This is a genomic window from Chryseobacterium sp. HMWF035, assembly GCF_003094695.1.
Lineage (GTDB): Bacteria > Bacteroidota > Bacteroidia > Flavobacteriales > Weeksellaceae > Chryseobacterium > Chryseobacterium gambrini.
The window spans coordinates 84,054-101,847 of sequence record NZ_QEHP01000123.1 but is presented as its reverse complement, the minus strand read 5'-3'; the positions used below and the strand labels follow the sequence as shown (position 1 = coordinate 101,847).

At 36.0% G+C, this 17,794-nt stretch carries 17 protein-coding genes; 13 read left to right on the top strand and 4 right to left on the bottom strand.

From position 1 onward, the window contains the following. Position 1: 1 nt before the first annotated feature. The 4 genes from lodB (at position 2) to DD829_RS18820 (ending at position 4,215) form a co-directional block, all read left to right on the top strand. Positions 2-1,105: a lysine-epsilon-oxidase maturase LodB gene (gene lodB, locus DD829_RS18835; protein ID WP_108410158.1), complete on the top strand. Its 1,104-nt coding sequence runs from the start codon at positions 2-4 to the stop codon at positions 1,103-1,105. 103 nt (positions 1,106-1,208) lie between these two features. Further along, the gene (locus DD829_RS18830) at positions 1,209-1,919 is read left to right on the top strand and encodes a glycohydrolase toxin TNT-related protein (protein ID WP_108410157.1); all 711 of its coding nucleotides are present in this window, start codon (positions 1,209-1,211) and stop codon (positions 1,917-1,919) included. Positions 1,920-1,931: 12 nt separating this feature from the next. Beyond that, entirely contained in the window at positions 1,932-2,348 is a 417-nt protein-coding gene (locus DD829_RS18825; protein WP_108410156.1) for a hypothetical protein, read from the top strand. Between the two features lie 142 nt (positions 2,349-2,490). Further along, on the top strand, positions 2,491-4,215 hold the full coding sequence (locus DD829_RS18820) for a DUF4041 domain-containing protein (protein WP_108411564.1): 1,725 nt from the start codon (positions 2,491-2,493) through the stop codon (positions 4,213-4,215). Between the two features lie 52 nt (positions 4,216-4,267). On the opposite strand, the gene DD829_RS18815 is transcribed toward DD829_RS18820, so the two are convergent. Together DD829_RS18815 and DD829_RS18810 are read right to left on the bottom strand one after the other, a co-directional pair. Further along, complete coding sequence (locus tag DD829_RS18815; protein WP_076390434.1) at positions 4,268-4,684, bottom strand: hypothetical protein; 417 nt, start codon at positions 4,682-4,684, stop codon at positions 4,268-4,270. A 242-nt stretch (positions 4,685-4,926) separates the two neighbouring features. After that, complete coding sequence (locus DD829_RS18810) at positions 4,927-6,120, bottom strand: MFS transporter (protein WP_108409366.1); 1,194 nt, start codon at positions 6,118-6,120, stop codon at positions 4,927-4,929. Positions 6,121-6,463: 343 nt separating this feature from the next. Between DD829_RS18810 and DD829_RS18805 the strand changes: the two genes are divergently transcribed. Beyond that, positions 6,464-8,047 (top strand): Na+/H+ antiporter, encoded by a 1,584-nt coding sequence (locus DD829_RS18805; RefSeq protein ID WP_108409735.1) that lies wholly within the window; start codon positions 6,464-6,466, stop codon positions 8,045-8,047. Here DD829_RS18805 and DD829_RS18800 read toward each other — a convergent pair. Then, a complete protein-coding gene (locus DD829_RS18800; RefSeq protein ID WP_076390431.1) occupies positions 8,033-8,365 on the bottom strand; it encodes a hypothetical protein in 333 nt (110 codons plus the stop codon). The two genes, DD829_RS18805 and DD829_RS18800, sit on opposite strands and share 15 nt — an antisense overlap. On the opposite strand from DD829_RS18800, the gene DD829_RS23815 reads away from it, so the two are divergent. The 8 genes from DD829_RS23815 (at position 8,364) to DD829_RS18765 (ending at position 16,785) form a co-directional block, all read left to right on the top strand. After that, the gene (locus tag DD829_RS23815) at positions 8,364-8,522 is read left to right on the top strand and encodes a hypothetical protein (protein WP_165796612.1); all 159 of its coding nucleotides are present in this window, start codon (positions 8,364-8,366) and stop codon (positions 8,520-8,522) included. The genes DD829_RS18800 and DD829_RS23815 overlap by 2 nt on opposite strands. Before the next feature lie 689 nt (positions 8,523-9,211). Further along, positions 9,212-10,471: an aminotransferase class I/II-fold pyridoxal phosphate-dependent enzyme gene (locus DD829_RS18795; RefSeq protein ID WP_108410703.1), complete on the top strand. Its 1,260-nt coding sequence runs from the start codon at positions 9,212-9,214 to the stop codon at positions 10,469-10,471. Positions 10,472-10,478: 7 nt separating this feature from the next. Further along, positions 10,479-11,108 (top strand): TetR/AcrR family transcriptional regulator, encoded by a 630-nt coding sequence (locus DD829_RS18790; RefSeq protein ID WP_076390429.1) that lies wholly within the window; start codon positions 10,479-10,481, stop codon positions 11,106-11,108. A gap of 98 nt (positions 11,109-11,206) precedes the next feature. Then, a complete protein-coding gene (gene dnaX, locus DD829_RS18785; RefSeq protein WP_108410702.1) occupies positions 11,207-12,292 on the top strand; it encodes a DNA polymerase III subunit gamma/tau in 1,086 nt (361 codons plus the stop codon). A 32-nt stretch (positions 12,293-12,324) separates the two neighbouring features. Further along, positions 12,325-12,912, top strand: coding sequence for a hypothetical protein (locus DD829_RS18780; RefSeq protein ID WP_116548047.1), 588 nt, complete (start codon positions 12,325-12,327; stop codon positions 12,910-12,912). A 489-nt stretch (positions 12,913-13,401) separates the two neighbouring features. Next, positions 13,402-14,481: a chorismate mutase gene (locus DD829_RS18775; RefSeq protein WP_076390562.1), complete on the top strand. Its 1,080-nt coding sequence runs from the start codon at positions 13,402-13,404 to the stop codon at positions 14,479-14,481. A gap of 149 nt (positions 14,482-14,630) precedes the next feature. Further along, the gene (gene rsgA, locus DD829_RS18770; protein ID WP_076390426.1) at positions 14,631-15,557 is read left to right on the top strand and encodes a ribosome small subunit-dependent GTPase A; all 927 of its coding nucleotides are present in this window, start codon (positions 14,631-14,633) and stop codon (positions 15,555-15,557) included. 811 nt (positions 15,558-16,368) lie between these two features. Next, positions 16,369-16,785, top strand: a complete 417-nt coding sequence (locus DD829_RS18765) for a nucleoside-diphosphate kinase (RefSeq protein WP_108411109.1) — start codon at positions 16,369-16,371, stop codon at positions 16,783-16,785. Between the two features lie 54 nt (positions 16,786-16,839). Here DD829_RS18765 and DD829_RS18760 read toward each other — a convergent pair. Beyond that, positions 16,840-17,794 (bottom strand): alpha-L-fucosidase (locus tag DD829_RS18760; RefSeq protein WP_185140325.1); only part of this gene is annotated, 955 nt, incomplete at its 5' end.

The window sequence follows — 17,794 nt, the reverse complement described above, 5'->3', positions numbered from 1 at the left end:
AATGCAAAACTTGTTAGAAACTAATGTATTAATTGTCGGTGGAGGTCCAGCTGGGACTTCCGCCGCTTTAAGTCTGCTTAAATATTCTGACCTGAAAATAGTTATTGTAGAAGAAACCAATCTGGAATCTGTAAAAATCGGGGAACAGGTGAACTCAAGCATTTTTGATCTTCTCAGCTATATGGGAATCGAAAAAACAGCTTTCGATCAGAATAATTTTATTCAGGGACACAGCAGTACGGCAGCTTGGGGAAGCGAAAGACTGATGGTTCGTGATTCTATCTTTAATACCGAAACCGAAAGTTTTCAGCTGAACCGGGAGGAATTCGATTATCTGCTTCTGAAAAATGTTTCTGAAAAAGGAGGAATTATTTTTCCGAGAACGAAATGTCTGTCTTTTGATCAGGATGAAAACCATCACTGGACGGTGGATGTAAAACATGAAACCAAAGGAAATTTCACCATAAAAGCAGATTATCTGATTGATGCAACCGGAAGAATGGGAAGTGTATGCCGGAAAATAGGAGTTCAGTCACAACGGTATGACGAACTTGCTGCGATCGGAAGATTTTTTTATTTTGAAGAATCTCAGACGATTGAACAGAATATCATTATAGAATCTATTGAAGATGGTTGGTGGTACTGTGCTTCTCTGCCGAATCATAAAATGACGCTTACTTTCTTTTCCGACGCACAGATTATTAAAGAGAAAAAGCTCGAAAATACCGAAAACTGGAGCCGGTTATTATCAAAGACAAAACATATTCAGCATAAAATCTCGAAGGCTGCTTCCGAAGGAAAACCCTGGGTGAAAAATGCATTTTCGCAGATTGCAGACATCAGTTCAAGCAAAAATTTTCTGGCGGTGGGAGATGCAGTGGCTTCATTTGATCCTATTTCATCAATGGGGATCGGGTTTGCCATAAGTTCTGCCTGTCATGCCGCAAAAGCGATTATTGATGCAGATTCCGGACACGACAATACTTTTTTAAGTTATCAGGAAAACATTAATAGCATTTATCATAACTATCTCAAAACAAAGACATTTTTTTATCAGAAAGAACAGCGCTGGAGCGATTCTGTGTTTTGGAAAAAAAGAATTTAAAGAGGTCGGGATATGAAATTAAATTAGTAATGGATAGCCTCATAAAGATCTGTGAGGCTGTTTTTTGCTTTTACATTTTTAAAATTAATAATTATTGAAATATATGAAAAAACTACTCAATTACATTTCGTTTCTGTCGGTTGTCCTGTTTTCCGTAGCGTGCAGTTCTTCAACTATTGAAGATGAAAATGCACCCAGTGAAGTAACCACGGTGTTTTATAAAAATGCAGATGAACTCGCCGCCACTTACGATCCTTCGAATACGGTAAACCAGATCTTAAGAAATCAGATTTACGATTTATACAGGCAGGGAAAATGGAGTGAACTGGAATCTGTTTTTAAAGTTAATAATCTGAACGGAGGTTGGCCGCCTGCAAACGGAGGCTATAATATTGTAGATAATACAGATTTTACAGCCGGACAAAAATACGACCGTTATAGCGGGGCAATCGGTACATACAGCGGAACCGGAGCGCCGACTTTGGGAGGAAATTTTACAAGCCCGATCATCAATGGCTACGTTTACACATTCTCTCAACGCGCACTTAATAAACCGGAAAATACCTACGATTTTTATTACGAAATAGAAGTTTTGAATAATTTGCTACCTTTCAAGGGACAATCGGCAGACATTATTCCGTGGTTCGGGCAGGTTGGAAAAGGGAAACAGACGATGTGGAAAATCCCTCTGGATCCTTCAACCGGATATACAAAAACATGGAATAAGCTTGCTCAGGAAGGTTATATTAAGATAACGATAAAGAAAAGTCCGAGCGGAAATTATCCTTCAGCGGTTGGAATGGTGATTCAATAAATTTAACTGAAAATGTACGCAATAACGAAGAAAATACAGATCGTAAAGAAAGCAACTGTTTCGAAAGATACGTTTATCAATGATGAAATTAGTCCGTCTGCGGAGCTGAAATTCATCTGCTGCAACTGTACTCATGAAAATCTGGTGAACATTACTCCTTACGAATCAGGGTTTCCGGTTTTTCAACTCTATCATGAAAATAAAATTCTATCTATCAATGATTTACTTAAGAATTCAATGATAAAAGAGACACAAAAGAATATGCTTCATGCCGGAGAATTTACATTTAATGATTTACCGACGTTGTACTTCGGGACAGACTGCGGCTCCTGCGGTATAAAATATATCGTAATTTTCAGTTATGGCGAAAAACAACCGGGACTGGAAATACTTTCTGTTTCCGGAATATGGGAATATGCGGAGGCATAATATTTTTTTTTAGATGGTGTGTTTCGGCTTCAAATCGAAGATTTGAAGCCGAACTTTTATGAACTTATGGAAAACCGTAAGCAACAGCCATTCTAAAGATGTATTATTGCTCCATCTGATAATCAAAAATTGATTTAATTATATGGAAATTTTAATCATCATTATTTTAGCGCTTCTGCTGATTGTTGCATTCAGTAAATCGGTTAAAAATAAAAAACAGGCTTCCGAGAAAGAAGCTCAAATTGTAAATCTTAAGAAAGAAATCAATCAGCTCAGAAATGAGATTTCAAACCTCAATTCAGACAAAAAATCTTTGCAGGACAAAATCCAGAGAATAAGAGCCGATTTTTCTAATCTGCAGATTGAAAAACGTTCGGTGGATGAAAAGAATATTCAATTAAAGAATCAAAACGATGCTTTAAGCAAATATCAGGATATTATTAACGTTCAGGTAGAATGTGAATATCTTCTGAAAAGAGCAGAAAGGGACAGTTTAAAATTAAAAGAAAGAGCACAGGCGGAACTGGATAACGCGCAGCTTCAGGCGAAAGAGTCGAAAAGAATGGCAAAGGAACTTGTAGAAAAAAGAACCAGAGAAGTTGAACTGCTGTATGAAAATGCAGTAAGAGAATCCAAAAGAATTATTGATACTGCTGAAGACAAAGCACTTGCCATCGGAGGAGATGCTTACAGAAGTTTGCGCGAAGCGAATGAAATTGCCGACAGAATAAAAGCAATGAAAAATGTAATAAAAGGCTACGGAAACGAATATATCGTACCTTCTTACACTTTGCTGGATAATCTTGCCGAAGAATTCAGCCACAAAGAAGCCGGAGAAAATCTTAAAAAACTTCGACAGAATAATCGACTGATGATTACAAGCCGACAAGCCGGAATCTGCGAATATATGGATGAATTCAGAAGAAATATCGCCATAGACTTTGTAATCGATGCTTACAACGGAAAAGTTGAAACCATTTTAAATTCAGTAAAAAAAGACAATTACGGAATTCTTAAACAGAAAATAGATGATGCTTTTCAGTTGGTTAATTTTAACGGAGAAGCGTTCAGAAAAGCCAGAATTTCGGTAGAATACCACGAAGCCCGTCTTGAAGAACTGAAATGGGCAGTTATTGCTCAGGAGCTGAAATGGCAGGAACAGGAAGAGCAAAGACAGATCAGGGAACAGATGAGGGAGGAAGAAAAAGCAAGAAGAGAGTACGAAAAAGCCATAAAAGATGCCGAAAAAGAAGAATTAACGTTGAAAAGACTGATTGAAAAAGCCGAATCTCAGGTTGCAAAAGCTAATGAAGAGCAAAGACTGATCTTCCAGCAGAAACTCGAAGAACTTCAGGGTAAATTAATAGTTGCGGAAGAAAAAAATCAAAGAGCAATTTCGATGGCACAGCAAACGCGTTCCGGAAATGTTTATATTATTTCAAATGTAGGATCATTTGGAGAAGATCTTTATAAAATCGGGATGACAAGACGTCTGGAACCGCTGGATCGTGTTCGTGAGCTTGGCGATGCAAGTGTGCCATTTGAATTTGATGTTCATGCGATGATTTATTCCGATGATGCTCCGGCTTTGGAAAGACAGCTTCACAAAAAGTTTTTAAAGAATCAGCTTAATAAAATCAATCCGCGGAAAGAATTTTTCAGACTTGGAATTAACGACATTAAAAATTATCTGGAAGATACCGGAATTATCTGCAAATGGACTCTTACCGCAGAAGCCAGACAATATCGCGAAACACTGAAGCTTGAAGAGGAAATGAAAACCAATAAGCAGCTCGAAAAAGAGTGGGAGCAATATCAGGAAGAAGCAGATCCTGTAGCTTTGGAAGAAGTACTGGAAGAGGAATAAAAAGACAAAACCACAACCCGAAAGTTGTGGTTTTTAATGAAAGTATATATTATTAAGATTCGGTGTGCATCAGTCCATAACTTATGGAAGTGGGTTCTTTGCCGAAAAGACAAGAGAAAATATTCTGAAATTCATGGATGTACTTACATTTGATAGAATTTCCGTAGATTTTTAGTCCTTCTACAATTTTTCTGGAACTCAGATCAAAATCATATTTAATGAAGGTTTCCGGTCTTTCGTAACGAATACGCTGCTCAGAGCTGTAAGTTCTTGAAAATCCGAATTTTTCCAGCCATTCTTCAGTAATCTGAATGGGTTTGATTGATTTTGCCGGAACAGAAAAACTGTGAAAATCATTTTCAATCTGTACAAAATAATCTTTTTCATCATTCTGGAATATTTCAGTAATCGTATAGATCTGATTTTTATATTCCACTAGATTTTTAATTTTTAAATCTGCAACGTTCATAATATTTTGTGGGTGTTTATGTTATTATTCTAAGGTTAGTGAATGCCTTGTGTAAGAAGTTTTGCAAATACTATGCCTTATGTTTGGAGTAATAATTAAACTATTGTTAAGAATAATTTTCATTTTTATTGTAAATAATTGATAATCAATTTTTTAAATTAAATTAAAAATTTTAAACAATATTTCAGAAAGTTAAATTTGTGGTATTTGTGTGGTATATTATGTTAAATCGAAAAATTTAATTATTCAGTTTTCAGAGATTTATGTTCAATAGTTAATGCGAAAGCAATCATTATGACTGAAATTAATACACCAATAAAAACATTCCATGAGGTAGAGTGGAGCAGATATCCTGTTCCGCTTCCCAGAAAACTCGACCCGAAATAATAGAAAAGCCAGTAGATGGAAGTTGCGGAAGATTTACCTTCTTTCGCGTGCAGCGCCGTCATCTGGCTTGCCATGGTATGGGCAGCAAAAAAGCATAAAGTAAACAATCCCAGTCCGAAAACAACGATATAAATGTTTTCAGAAAGAAGAAGAACAAGTCCGGCTAATAAAAAGAAAATCGAACCCTTCAGAATGTATTTCTTTTCAAATCTTGCAGACAGTCTGCTGGTTATCATGGTTCCCAAAACTCCGAAAGTATACATCAGGAAAATAAAAGCAATAAAAACATGACTTAAAGAAAACGGTTCAGATTCTAAACGGAACGTCATATAATTATAGACACTCACAAAAGTTCCCATTAATAAAGCGGCAATGAAATACAAACGCAACATATAAGAATCACGGATCAGTCTTTTCATCTGCTTCATTTTCAGGTGATAATCTGTTTTCTGAGGCTTAAAAAAAATTGAATCCGGAAAAAGCTTCCAAAACACCAGTCCCAAAATCAGACTTTGAATCCCGATCATTAAAACAGCATTTCTCCATCCGAATTCTCCGGCGAGAAGAGTTGCCAAAATCCTTCCGCTCATGCCTCCGATGGTGTTTCCGCTGAGGTACATACTGATTGCCAAAGCCACCACAGAGATTTCAACTTCCTCCGTAAGATAAGCCAGAGCCACCGAAGAAACACCGGAAATTACAAAACCTTTTACCATTCCAATAATGATAAGGAGTGGTAGACTCGGAATCCATGTTGAAATGATGGTTAAAATTGCCGATACAATCAGAGAAAAAACCATCAGTTTCTTTCGCGAAAAACTGTCTGCGCGGAATGCAAAAAAGAAAAGCCCCAAAGCCATTCCGATCGTTGAAGAAGAAACCAACAGAGAGCTGTCTCCAACCGTCGTATGGAAATGTTCCGCAACCATTGGTAATAACGGCTGAAAAAGATAAAGCTGTGCAAATACCGAAAGTCCCGATAAAAATATACACAGTTTGATGTAGTAAAACCGTCTGCTTTTCCTGTCTGCTTTTCCTGAAATATTCATGATGGGCTTAAAAAATCAAGCAAAAAAATTATGAAGTTATTTTCATCTGCTAATTTGATGAAATTTTTTAAATCTTTAAAACGTTCGTTTTTTAATGAGATTGAGCGCAAATTATCAGAAATGTAAAAAAATAGGTTTCTTTACTGAGTCAAACGCATTTGCGAACTTAAAAAGCTTTTAGCATTAAAAAAAAAACGTGCTGCTTTACATTAAAATCAAGCATGATGACTGATAAAGGATATTCAATTTTTAATTGATTTTGTTTGAATTTTAAATTAAATTACCATTTTTTCATTTAAAATTTTCACTTTAATACGTACCTTTAGTATTGAAAAAATTTAGAATGCTTGAAAACTTTCCTTATTATCTCTCCTTAATCATTGCCATTGTTTTTATCATTATGATTGCCAACAAAATCAGGGTAGCCTATCCTGTATTGCTGGTTGTGGCAGGATTGTTAATCAGTTTTATTCCCAACGTTCCGGTCATCAGAATAGATCCCGAACTTATCTTTATTATCTTTCTTCCACCCTTGCTGTATGAAGCAGCGTGGGCAATTTCATGGAAAGAGCTCTGGAAATGGAGGCGGATTATAGGAAGTTTTGCCTTTGTTGTTGTATTTCTTACCGCAACGACGGTTGCTTTTGTAGCCAATCATTTTATTCCCGGATTTTCACTGGCTTTAGGATTTTTACTCGGAGGAATTGTGTCCCCGCCCGATGCGGTAAGCGCAGGAGCGATTCTGAAATTTGTAAAAGTCCAGAAAAGGCTGTCCTCTATTCTGGAAGGAGAAAGTCTTCTGAATGATGCCTCTTCCTTAATCATTTTCCGTTTTGCGATGATTGCGGTTGCAACCGGACAGTTCATTTGGCAGGATGCGGTTTTCAGCTTTTCATGGATGCTGATTGGCGGAATAGGAATCGGGTTAATCATCGGCTGGCTGTTCATGAAAGGACATAAACTGCTTCCTACAGATGCCAATATGGATACAATTCTTACCATTGTTGCACCTTATTTAATGTATATTGCAGCGGAAGAAGCGCACAGCTCAGGCGTTTTAGCAGTTGTAAGCGGAGGTTTGCTGCTTTCCAATAACCGTCATAGCTTTCTCAGTACATCGTCGCGTTTACGGGGGCTGAATGTCTGGGAAAGTCTGTCTTTCGTACTCAACGGTCTGGTTTTTATTCTTATTGGTCTGGATCTTCCGGAAATTACTTCAGGTTTGGGAGAAGTAAGTATTTACGCTGCGGTAGGATACGGATTGCTTGTAACTGCGGTTTTGATCGTGGTAAGAATTCTGTCGGCTTACGGAGCAGTAGTGGTCACTTTAATTGCCAGAAACTTCATTACCGTTGCAGACAACAGAAGTCCCGGATTTAAAGCTCCGATTCTGTTGGGCTGGACCGGAATGAGGGGAGTAGTGTCTTTGGCAGCAGCACTTTCAATTCCCGTAAAACTCTATCCCGATGGTCCGGATTTTCCTCAGCGGAATTTAATTTTGTTCATTACTTTTATTGTTATTTTAACGACATTGCTGGTTCAGGGACTTACGCTTCCTTATCTCATCAGAAAAATGGAAATACCTTCCTACAACGATCACCTTCCTGAAGACGAAGCGGAAGAGCTGATCCGTCGTGAAATGGCGAAAATGACTTTAGAGCATCTCAGAAAAAATCATAGCGAATTACTGGAAAAGAGTATGTTTTTGCAGCAGATTCATGAAAAATGGAGAGGAAAAGTGGAAAAAGAGTCCGATATTAAACTATCCTCCGAAATCAAAGACGCTTATCTGGATATTCTCAATGCGCAAAGAGCATGGCTGATTGAGCAAAACTACGACAAAAAGCAGCATTTTGATGAAGATCTTATCCGGAGACATCTCGTGAAAATTGATCTGGAGGAAGAAAGACTCTCACTGATTCACTAAAAAAGTTAAAACTTTCTGCAAATATTCATCCTCTTTTAACACTTTTTCATACGACTGTCTTGCGTACACAGGCGAAAGCTCATAATTCTCCGGTTTTGAATTAATATCTTCATTTTCAATATATTGATTAAGGTGATGAGTGTATTCTTTAATCAGTTTATTGATGGTTTTTCTTTTTATTTTACAGATCGTATTGTTTTTAATCTTCTGCAAAGAATTAAGAATAAAAGATTTATCTCCGTGAAAATTGATCACATTTTTTACATAGGAAAGATTGTGGTTATCCTGCAATACAGAATGGTTTTCTTCAAAAATCATGATAGTGGAAGTTTTTTTAATTGAAAAGAGTTTCGGAACACCTGATGATGATAATTGCAGATCAATTGACGGGTATGGTAAAAGACTTTCTCATCATACCGATGATGTAGTCTGTAAGAAAAGAGTACTGAATAATCATAATAATTACTTTAAGTGAATAGGTGAAGAATAGCGTTGGCTGTTAATTTTTACCATTCAAATATCTAACCAATTTTTATCGCTTTGTTAAATGTATTGAAAATTTGTAATAAAACACTGAATATGTGTAATATTTTGTTGAGTTTATTGTTTATCGTTGATAATATTGTGGTATGTTCAAATTATTTTTCTTAAAATAATATTTAAAAATCTTAATTTATGTTAAAAAAATATTTATATTTGTTATAATTCCATTAAGGGTGAATTCGACTGAAAGATTGAAATTTTTCTTTTAATGGAATTTTTTAAAGATTAAATTAAATGATTTAGCTTTAAAATAAGTGGACGGTACATTCTAAAAGGACAAATGTTAAGAAAGGCTGACTCTAATGTTCCCAAAAAAATAGATCTCAGCCTTTTTTTATTTCTGATTTTCAATGACAATTTGCTGTAAAAGTTGTAAATTTTCTTTACCAAATCATTACCAAACACACATAATTATTAATTGCTTAGTTTTTAAGTGATTGTGGAATTTTTTGTTTTATTCTTTTTTTGTTAATATTTCAATTATTTTATAGATATGAATGTTTTTTAAGATTATTTAATACAAATATTTTATGCATAATAAATTTTAATAGAAAATAAATTTATACTTTTTTAAAATAATACTATATTTGTTTTAACATTAAACAGCTAACAAAATTAAGGATGGACATTAACTTTTCAACAGCAACTTTCAAGGATTTCGAAAATATTCCGGGCTTCGATATGATGGAGCGAGCAGACATTTACTACGACTTTCTGGAATACATGAAATCAAACGGACGGCATCACTACAGATTGCAGAATAACACAGGATGCAGTTCTGTGATGAATGTAGGGACTCACAATGTAACCAGAGAATTTGTAAGCTTCGTTACAAGTGATTATTTAGGGTTTACACAGCACCCGAAAGTAAAGCAGGCAGCTATTGAAGGAGTGGAAAAATACGGAACCGGAACGGCGGCAACACCACTTATCGGAGGGTATTATTCTTACCACAACGATTTGGAGGCTAAAATTGCGTCTTTTTTTGGACGTTCTCAGGACGAAGCCGTAATTTTTACAACAGGATACACTACAAATAGTGCGACTTTACAAATCCTGCTGCAGAAAGAAGATATTGCGATTGTAGACATGGCAGTTCATGCAAGTGTATATGAAGGATGTATTCTTACCAACAGAAAAACATTCCCGCATAACAATCTGGAGGCTTTGGAACAGATTTTGAAAACATCGGAAAAGCAGTTTCGTACAAAGCTCGTTGTAATAGACGGTGTCTATTCTCAGGATGGTGATACGGCTCCAATTGAAGAAATTTATAAATTAGTAAAAAAATATAACGCCTACCTGATGATTGATGATGTTCACGGGGTAGGCATTTTAGGAAAAACAGGAAGAGGAACCATTGAAGATACGGGACTTCTGGACAAAGTAGATATTATTACCGGAACATTCAGCAAAACATTCGGTAATCTTGGAGGATATGTTATCGCGAATAAAAGTCTTACCAATTTTATAAGATTCCAGTCCAGACAGCAGATATTTTCAGCTACCACACCTCCTTCCACGGCTACAGGAATTATAAAAGCCATTGAGCTGATTGATGAAGAGCCACACTGGAGAGAAAAACTCTGGGAAAACATCAATTACTTTAAAAAAGGACTTAATGATCTGGGACTGGATACCGGGACTACGTGTTCTGCAGTTGTTCCGGTGAAAATCGGAGATCCGCATGTCACGGGCGACGTAGGACGAATGCTTCTCGAACACGGAGTATATACAAATCCTATTATTTATCCGGCTGTAGCCAGAAAAGATGCCCGTATCAGGATGAGTGTAACGGCAACACATGATAAAGAACATCTTGATAAAACCCTCAATGCCTTTGAGGATATCAATAAAAAGTTGCATATTGCAAAAAAATAAATAACAAATGCCAAGAAAAGTTGTACAGGGCCCTATACGGGACAAAGAAAAAACAAAACAAAAATTGCTTGCTGCTGTTGGAAAAATTCTGAGAACCAAAGGGTATTCAGGATTGAAAGTGAGTAAAATAGCAGCAGTGGCAGGCTTTGATAAAAAATTAATTTACGAATACTTCGGAAGCACCGAAAAGCTTATCGACGAATACATCAGATCTCAGGATTACTGGAGCAAAATGAACCAGGATAATATCCATGTGGATTTTTCAGACGGAGGTAAAGAACTTTCTAAAGTTGCCATTCTTAACCAGTTTGAGCACATCAAGAAAAACAAAGAACTTCAGAAGATTATTCTTTGGGGATTATCTGAAAGCAAACCGATCCTGAAAAAAGTAGCCGATGAGAGAGAAGAAATGGGAGAAATGCTTTTCACGAATATTGTAGATCCGCATTTTAAAGATAAAGCTACAAGATATCGTGCCATCGCAGCACTTCTGGTTTCCGGAGCTTATTACCTTAACCTTTATACAGCACACAATGCAAGTGTATTCTGCGGAATAGACCTGAAAAGTGATGAAGGAAGAAAGGAAATAGAAAAGGCGATTACCGAAATCATCGATTTTGCTTACGAAGAAAGGTAATATGGGAAAAATTTACTGTTGCCAGAATAGAGTTATTTTAAAAGTAATTTAAAAGGATTTCATTTTTAAATTACAACAATATTTCTTATTTTTGACCAATGGAAAATTTTATCGTATCTGCACGAAAATATCGCCCGCAGCAGTTTGATACTGTTGTTGGGCAGTCTCATATTACGGATACTTTAGAACACGCTATTGAAGAAAATCAATTGGCTCAGGCTCTGTTGTTCTGTGGTCCTCGAGGAGTAGGGAAAACTACCTGTGCCAGAATTCTGGCGAGGAAGATCAATGAAAATGACGGATCTGTGTCGGAAGACGGTTTTGCCTACAATATTTATGAGCTGGATGCTGCATCGAATAATTCTGTGGACGATATCAGAGAATTGATCGATCAGGTACGTTTTGCGCCTCAGGTTGGTAAATATAAAGTGTATATTATCGACGAGGTTCATATGTTGTCTTCTGCAGCCTTCAATGCTTTCCTTAAAACACTTGAGGAACCGCCTGCTCATGCGATTTTTATCTTAGCGACTACCGAAAAGCATAAAATTATTCCTACCATTTTATCCCGCTGTCAGATCTATGATTTCAAAAGAATCGTAATTGAAGACATTCAGGGACATCTTAGAAATATCGCTCAGAAAGAGAATATTCAGTATGAAGATGATGCTTTATACCTTATTGCCCAAAAAGCAGACGGCGCTTTAAGAGATGCACTTTCCATCTTCGACAGGCTTTCCACGTTTTCCCAAAAGAATATTACACTCGCAAAAGCCGCAGAAGTCTTAAATATTCTGGATTACGACCAGTACTTAAAAATTGTAGATTTAGCCAAAGAAAATAAAATTCCCGAAGTTCTTTCTGCTTTCAATGAAATTGTGAAAAAAGGATTTGATCCTCATATTTTTATTGCAGGATTGGGAAGTCATTTCAGAGATCTTATGATGGCGCAGAATACTTCAACCATTGATCTGATAGAAGTAGGAGAACAGACCAAGACAAAGTTTGTTGAACAGGCCCAGAAATGGAATCCTCAACAGCTCATCGATGCTATTGAGATTTGCAATCATGCAGACATCAATTATAAAAATTCCAAAAATCCAAGACTTACGGTAGAAATTGCTTTAATGCAATTGGCTTCTTTGACGGCTAATTCAGACGTTGCTAAAAAAAAAAGTTTATAATTCTGGCTCCGTTTCTCAGTGAGAAGCAGGAAGTGAAAATCCCCGTAAAACCTACGGAAACTCAGGAACAGAAGCCTAAACAGGAGCAACCCTCTGAAAGTCCGGAACTTCCCGTTGTCACAGAGATCAAAAAAACCTCGAAACCTTTGTCGAGACCCGGAATTTCTTCAGGTTTCAGCATCAGTTCTTTTTTAAACAAAGAAGAAACAACTGTTGTAGAAGAAAAAGTTGTACCCAAAACAGAACAGCTTCCCCAAAATCACTTTACCGAAACAGATCTTCAGGCAGAGTGGAATTTACTTCTCAAGCAGCTTCAGAGAAAAGATGCCATTATTTTCAATGCCATTAAATCTTTCAAAATGATAAAATCGGGAGAAAATGAAATTACCGTTTTGTTTCCTTCGGATTCTGCAAAAGCTGAGTTTGATAAAGTAAGCCGCGAGTTTTTTAATCATTTTAAAACGAAAGTTCACAATCATTCCATTCAGGTTGCATATAAAAGAGATGCTGAAAATCTGAAAGTAGAAGTAATGACTCCAAGAAAGAAGTTTGAAAAGTTTGTTAAATTAAATCCTTTGCTGAAAGATCTTGATGATCTGATGAAATTCGATTTAACATAATTATTGTTCCTTAATAATTTTTTCCTGCAGAAAAATCTTTAAGAAAAAGTTCCACAATTTTTATTTAAAAAAAATAGGGTACATGAAACTCTTTTTTAAATAAAATTTATATATTTGTCAGATAATTGAAAAACAAAACGCAGCTTTTTCAGTTAAAATGTAAACAGAAAATCTAGAAATAGACCATCTATTTTGGAAAAATTAATAAAGTCATATCAATCTGTATTTGCTCCTGCTGAATTCTTTAGCGGGCAATTTGGCTTTTCTTTTCCGTATTTTAGAAATTTCAGAACGTATTATCGATTTTATTATTGGTACTGCTAGTATAAATTTCTTTCAAAAAAATCTACAGGAATTATAGATTTCTTCTTATTTCCTGATTCCTTTAAAAAATTTTAACGGCATTTTTTAGAAAGAATTATAAAGTAATTTTATAATGCTTTTTTGTGTTTGAATATGAACAATAACGATAATAGTAAAATTAAAAATATGAATTTAAAAGACTTAAAAAACGAATGGATTAATGAATTCCAGCAGCCCATGATGATTGCGGGACCATGCAGTGCAGAAAGTGAAGCACAGATGCTGGAAATTGCAAAAAGAATCAGGGAAACCAATGCCAATGTTCCGGTTTTCCGTGCAGGAATCTGGAAGCCGCGTACAAAACCGAACGGATTTGAAGGAGTAGGAGTAATCGGTCTGAACTGGCTGAAAAAAGTGAAGGAAGAATACGGTTTCAAAACAGCGACAGAAGTTGCCAATGCACACCACGTTTTTGCAGCTTTGGAAGCAGATGTAGACATTCTTTGGATCGGGGCGCGTTCTACGGTAAATCCTTTTACCGTTCAGGAAATTGCACAGGCATTGAGAGGAACAGACAAAACCGTGTTGGTAAAAAATCCGGTAAATCCGGATCTTGCTTTGTGGATCGGAGCTTTGGAAAGACTTTTAGGTCAGGGAATTACCAACTTGGGAGTTATTCACAGAGGGTTTTCTACATACCAGAAAACAAAGTACAGAAACAATCCGAACTGGCAAATTGCCTTAGATTTTAAAAGTCAGTTCCCGAATATCCCGATGCTGATCGATCCTTCACACATCTGCGGAAACAGAACAGGTTTGGCGGACATTACGCAGGAAGCTTTAAACGTAGGTTACCAAGGAGCCATTATAGAAACACACAGCAATCCGGATGAAGCTTGGAGTGATGCTGCACAGCAGATTACACCGGAAGTTCTGGCAGAATTAATCGGGAACTTAAAGGTGAGAAATTCCGGATTGGCAGGATTTGAAGGAGAAATGGGAAGACACAGAACGTTAATTTCTGATATAGATTTTCAACTGATTGAAATGCTTGCGCAGAGAATGAAAATTTCTGAAAAAATCGGAAAGCTTAAAAAAGAAAATGATATTGCCATCTTCCAGCCGGAACGTTGGAAAGAAATTACGGAATACGCAACTCAAAAAGCTGTTGAGACCGGAATGACGAAAGAATTCATAGAAAAAGTATTCAAAGCGATCCACGAAGAGTCTATCGAGGTTCAGAACAGCATTATGATTAACAGGTAATCTGGTTTTAGAGTCAGAGAGTTTTAGAGTGGGAGAGTATTAGAGTTGGAGAGTGAAAAAGTAATTGGATGACTTTTATAAAAGCTCTCCTGCTCTAAAACTTTAAAAACACTCAAACTAAATTTCCTATATTTGCAGCATCTTACAGTATGAAAGGAAAAATCATTAAATCTACAGGAAGCTGGTATCAGGTTTTGGAAATGGAAACCGGGAAAATCTTCGAAGCAAGAATTCGCGGAAAATTTAAATTGATTAAAACAAGGCTTACCAATCCGCTTGCTGTTGGAGATTTTGTAGAATTTCAACTGGAACAGGATGATATAGCATGGATTACAAAGATCGAATCCCGCAGGAATTATCTCATCCGAAAATCTGTAAACCTTTCGAAAGAAGCACACATCATCGCTTCAAATATCGATCTAGCCTGCTTTATTTTCACATTAAAGCATCCTGAAACTTCCCTTGGATTTCTAGACCGTTTTCTGGCATGTTGCGAAGCATACAATATTACTCCCTTAATTTTATTCAATAAAATTGATGTTCTTCATGAAGAAGAAATTGAGATCGTAAAAGATATTGAGTTTCTTTACAATGAAATCGGCTATGATGCTTTGGAAATTTCGTCCTATTCAAAATTAAATCTGGAACAGCTTCAGGAATTGCTGAAAGATAAAACGTCAGTTTTTTTCGGACATTCAGGTTGTGGAAAGTCTACTTTGGTGAATGCTTTGCAGCCGGGACTTAATTTAAAAACTTCTGAAATTTCCGATACGCATTTAAAAGGTAAACATACCACAACTTTTGCACAGATGCATTTCTGGGATTTTGGCGGTAACGTAATCGATACACCCGGAGTTCGTGAATTTGCCATGATCGACATCGAAAAAGAAGAAGTTCAGCATTATTTTCCGGAGATTTTCAAAAAAAGAGAAGAATGCAAATACCACAACTGTCTTCATATCAATGAACCGAAATGCGCGGTAATTGATGGTCTGGAAACCGGAGAAATTCAGCATTCAAGATATTCTACCTATATTAAATTAATGGAAGAGGCGGAAGAAGCTTCTCAAAAATAATTTCTATTTTTCTGGAAATTTCTTCGTTATTAAAGTAAACTTGTCTAAACTTTTTTACCACAAAGATTTTAACACTTAAGTTGTTTATGCTTACTATTTAAATGGAAAGAAAGGGCACATAAGTTAAAAAAATCAAAGATTTTTTCTCTTTGCAGACTTTTGAAATACTTTAAATAAATCCAATAAAGTCCTTTGTCTCTTTTGCGGTTAAATTTAAAACTACTTTAAACAAACTTAGTTTTAAAATGGTTGTCCGCGGCTTATCATCATTAAAAAAAATTAGATTCTTTGAACTTCGTTTGAATCCCTTCAGGCTGTGTCAGAATGAAAAAGCAGCCATGTCATCTTTACTGAACCTTTGCGAACCTATACGTAAAATTAAGCATTATGATTAATGAAGGATGAGCAGGAGTTTTAATAATGAATTTGAATTTCTCGTATGCGAAAATTTTTTGCTCACAGAATAAGTATCCAACTATTTTAACCCTGCATTAAATTCCAAATTCCGGATGAACAAAGTTTAATATTTGGAATGAAAAAATTTAAATTGCCGTTTAATTCTTATACAATGGCGAAGTTAGGCTTAGTTTTTGGGGAATTACGGGCAATAAAAAACCCAGCCGAAGCTGGGTAAAAACTAATAACCATGAAAACTCAAATTAAACATGAGAATCACAATAAAATCAACAATTACTGTGCCAAAGTTTCGTTCATAAAACCTTAACAAATGTTATTTTTATGTTAAAAATATTTTAAAATTAAAATCAAAAGAATTTTTTGTATTTTTGCGCCATTAAAAAAATATACATTTATGTCTAACATTACATTCACTATGATTAAGCCTGATGCAGTTGCAGACGGACATATCGGTGCTATATTAGGAAAGATCGCAGAAGGTGGTTTCAAAATTAAAGCAATGAAATTGACTCAACTTACTGTTGCTGATGCAAAAAAATTCTATGAAGTTCACGCTGAAAGACCATTCTACGGAGAATTGGTAGATTTCATGAGCTCTGGACCTATCGTTGCTGCTATTCTTGAAAAAGACAATGCGGTAGAAGATTTCAGAACTTTAATCGGTTCTACTAATCCTGCTGAAGCTGCAGAAGGAACAATCAGAAAAATGTTTGCAAGAAGCATCGGAGAAAACGCTGTTCACGGTTCTGACTCTGACGAAAACGCTCTTATCGAAGCAAAATTCCATTTTTCAGGAAGAGAAATTTTCTAAGAAAAATCATTTCAAAATAAAAAATCCGGAGAAGCTTTCTTCGGATTTTGTTTTTTACAGATTGCTTTCAATTGCGCCAACTTTTTCACGGTATAATTCGAGCGGTTTATCTAGCAGAACCGTAATAACTGTTAGGTTTTTATCCAGTTTTTCTTTGGGTACATCAATATAAATAATTCCCGGAACCTCACTCCAGTAAAGCTTATTGTATATTTCATGGCTTAATAAAGTTCCTTCACCCACAATCCGGATTCGTGCAATTTCGTTTTTAATACCTTTCAGAGAAATTGGTCCGGTCGGAATTCCTTCCACAAAAAGATAAAGGGTTTGTTTGTCTTTGGAAAGTACAGAGTTTCCTGAAAAATGACCTTCTGGAAGCCCTTTTTCGGTTTTATAGAGTGCTTCTGCGTGTTTGCTGATCCAGTTTAGAATTTCGGGATTGGTTTTATCGGTTTTGGGAAGTTTCATTTCCATTCCGTCCTCTGTTAAACCCGAATTTTTGAAGATGTTGTTTCCCGAATGAAGCTGTTCTGCAATTTCATAGACTGCCGGTTTCGTATTTTTATTTTCTAAAGCTTCAGGAAGAGATAAATTGGGCTTATCATTTTGTACTCTAATCATAGGTTCGTCAATCGATATTTCAACAACAGTTACGTCCTGATCAAATTTTACATGGGAAAAATTGAAAGTGAAATCTCCATTACCTTTACTTTTAATATCAATCTTCGCTTTATCGTCTCCAAGAATTCTGGCAGAAATAGTATTGGTCATTAAACCGTATATTTTTACAAAGTCTTTGGCTTCTTCAAGATAGAGAAATAATTTTTTCCGGTCTTTTGAAAATGCAGATTTTCCTTTATAATTGTCGAATGGCAAACCTCGTGTTGTTCCATAAATGGCTTCGGGATTTTTTGTTGTCCATCTTGCTAAGTTCTTTAAAATTTCAACCTGCTGTTCCGGAATGGTTCCGTCTTCTTTCGGAGCGATATCCAACAGTAGATTTCCGCCC

What these genes read in the sequence shown, in the direction of transcription:
- DD829_RS18825 (WP_108410156.1), top strand. Translation starts at nt 1,932, where the DNA reads ATGTACGCAATAACGAAGAAAATACAGATCGTAAAGAAAGCAACTGTT.
- DD829_RS18830 (WP_108410157.1), top strand. Translation starts at nt 1,209, where the DNA reads ATGAAAAAACTACTCAATTACATTTCGTTTCTGTCGGTTGTCCTGTTT.
- DD829_RS18820 (WP_108411564.1), top strand. Translation starts at nt 2,491, where the DNA reads ATGGAAATTTTAATCATCATTATTTTAGCGCTTCTGCTGATTGTTGCA.
- DD829_RS18800 (WP_076390431.1), bottom strand. Translation starts at nt 8,365, where the DNA reads ATGATTTTTGAAGAAAACCATTCTGTATTGCAGGATAACCACAATCTT.
- DD829_RS18805 (WP_108409735.1), top strand. Translation starts at nt 6,464, where the DNA reads ATGCTTGAAAACTTTCCTTATTATCTCTCCTTAATCATTGCCATTGTT.
- DD829_RS18795 (WP_108410703.1), top strand. Translation starts at nt 9,212, where the DNA reads ATGGACATTAACTTTTCAACAGCAACTTTCAAGGATTTCGAAAATATT.
- lodB (WP_108410158.1), top strand. Translation starts at nt 2, where the DNA reads ATGCAAAACTTGTTAGAAACTAATGTATTAATTGTCGGTGGAGGTCCA.
- DD829_RS18765 (WP_108411109.1), top strand. Translation starts at nt 16,369, where the DNA reads ATGTCTAACATTACATTCACTATGATTAAGCCTGATGCAGTTGCAGAC.
- rsgA (WP_076390426.1), top strand. Translation starts at nt 14,631, where the DNA reads ATGAAAGGAAAAATCATTAAATCTACAGGAAGCTGGTATCAGGTTTTG.
- DD829_RS18775 (WP_076390562.1), top strand. Translation starts at nt 13,402, where the DNA reads ATGAATTTAAAAGACTTAAAAAACGAATGGATTAATGAATTCCAGCAG.
- dnaX (WP_108410702.1), top strand. Translation starts at nt 11,207, where the DNA reads ATGGAAAATTTTATCGTATCTGCACGAAAATATCGCCCGCAGCAGTTT.
- DD829_RS23815 (WP_165796612.1), top strand. Translation starts at nt 8,364, where the DNA reads ATGATAGTGGAAGTTTTTTTAATTGAAAAGAGTTTCGGAACACCTGAT.
- DD829_RS18790 (WP_076390429.1), top strand. Translation starts at nt 10,479, where the DNA reads ATGCCAAGAAAAGTTGTACAGGGCCCTATACGGGACAAAGAAAAAACA.
- DD829_RS18810 (WP_108409366.1), bottom strand. Translation starts at nt 6,120, where the DNA reads ATGAATATTTCAGGAAAAGCAGACAGGAAAAGCAGACGGTTTTACTAC.
- DD829_RS18815 (WP_076390434.1), bottom strand. Translation starts at nt 4,684, where the DNA reads ATGAACGTTGCAGATTTAAAAATTAAAAATCTAGTGGAATATAAAAAT.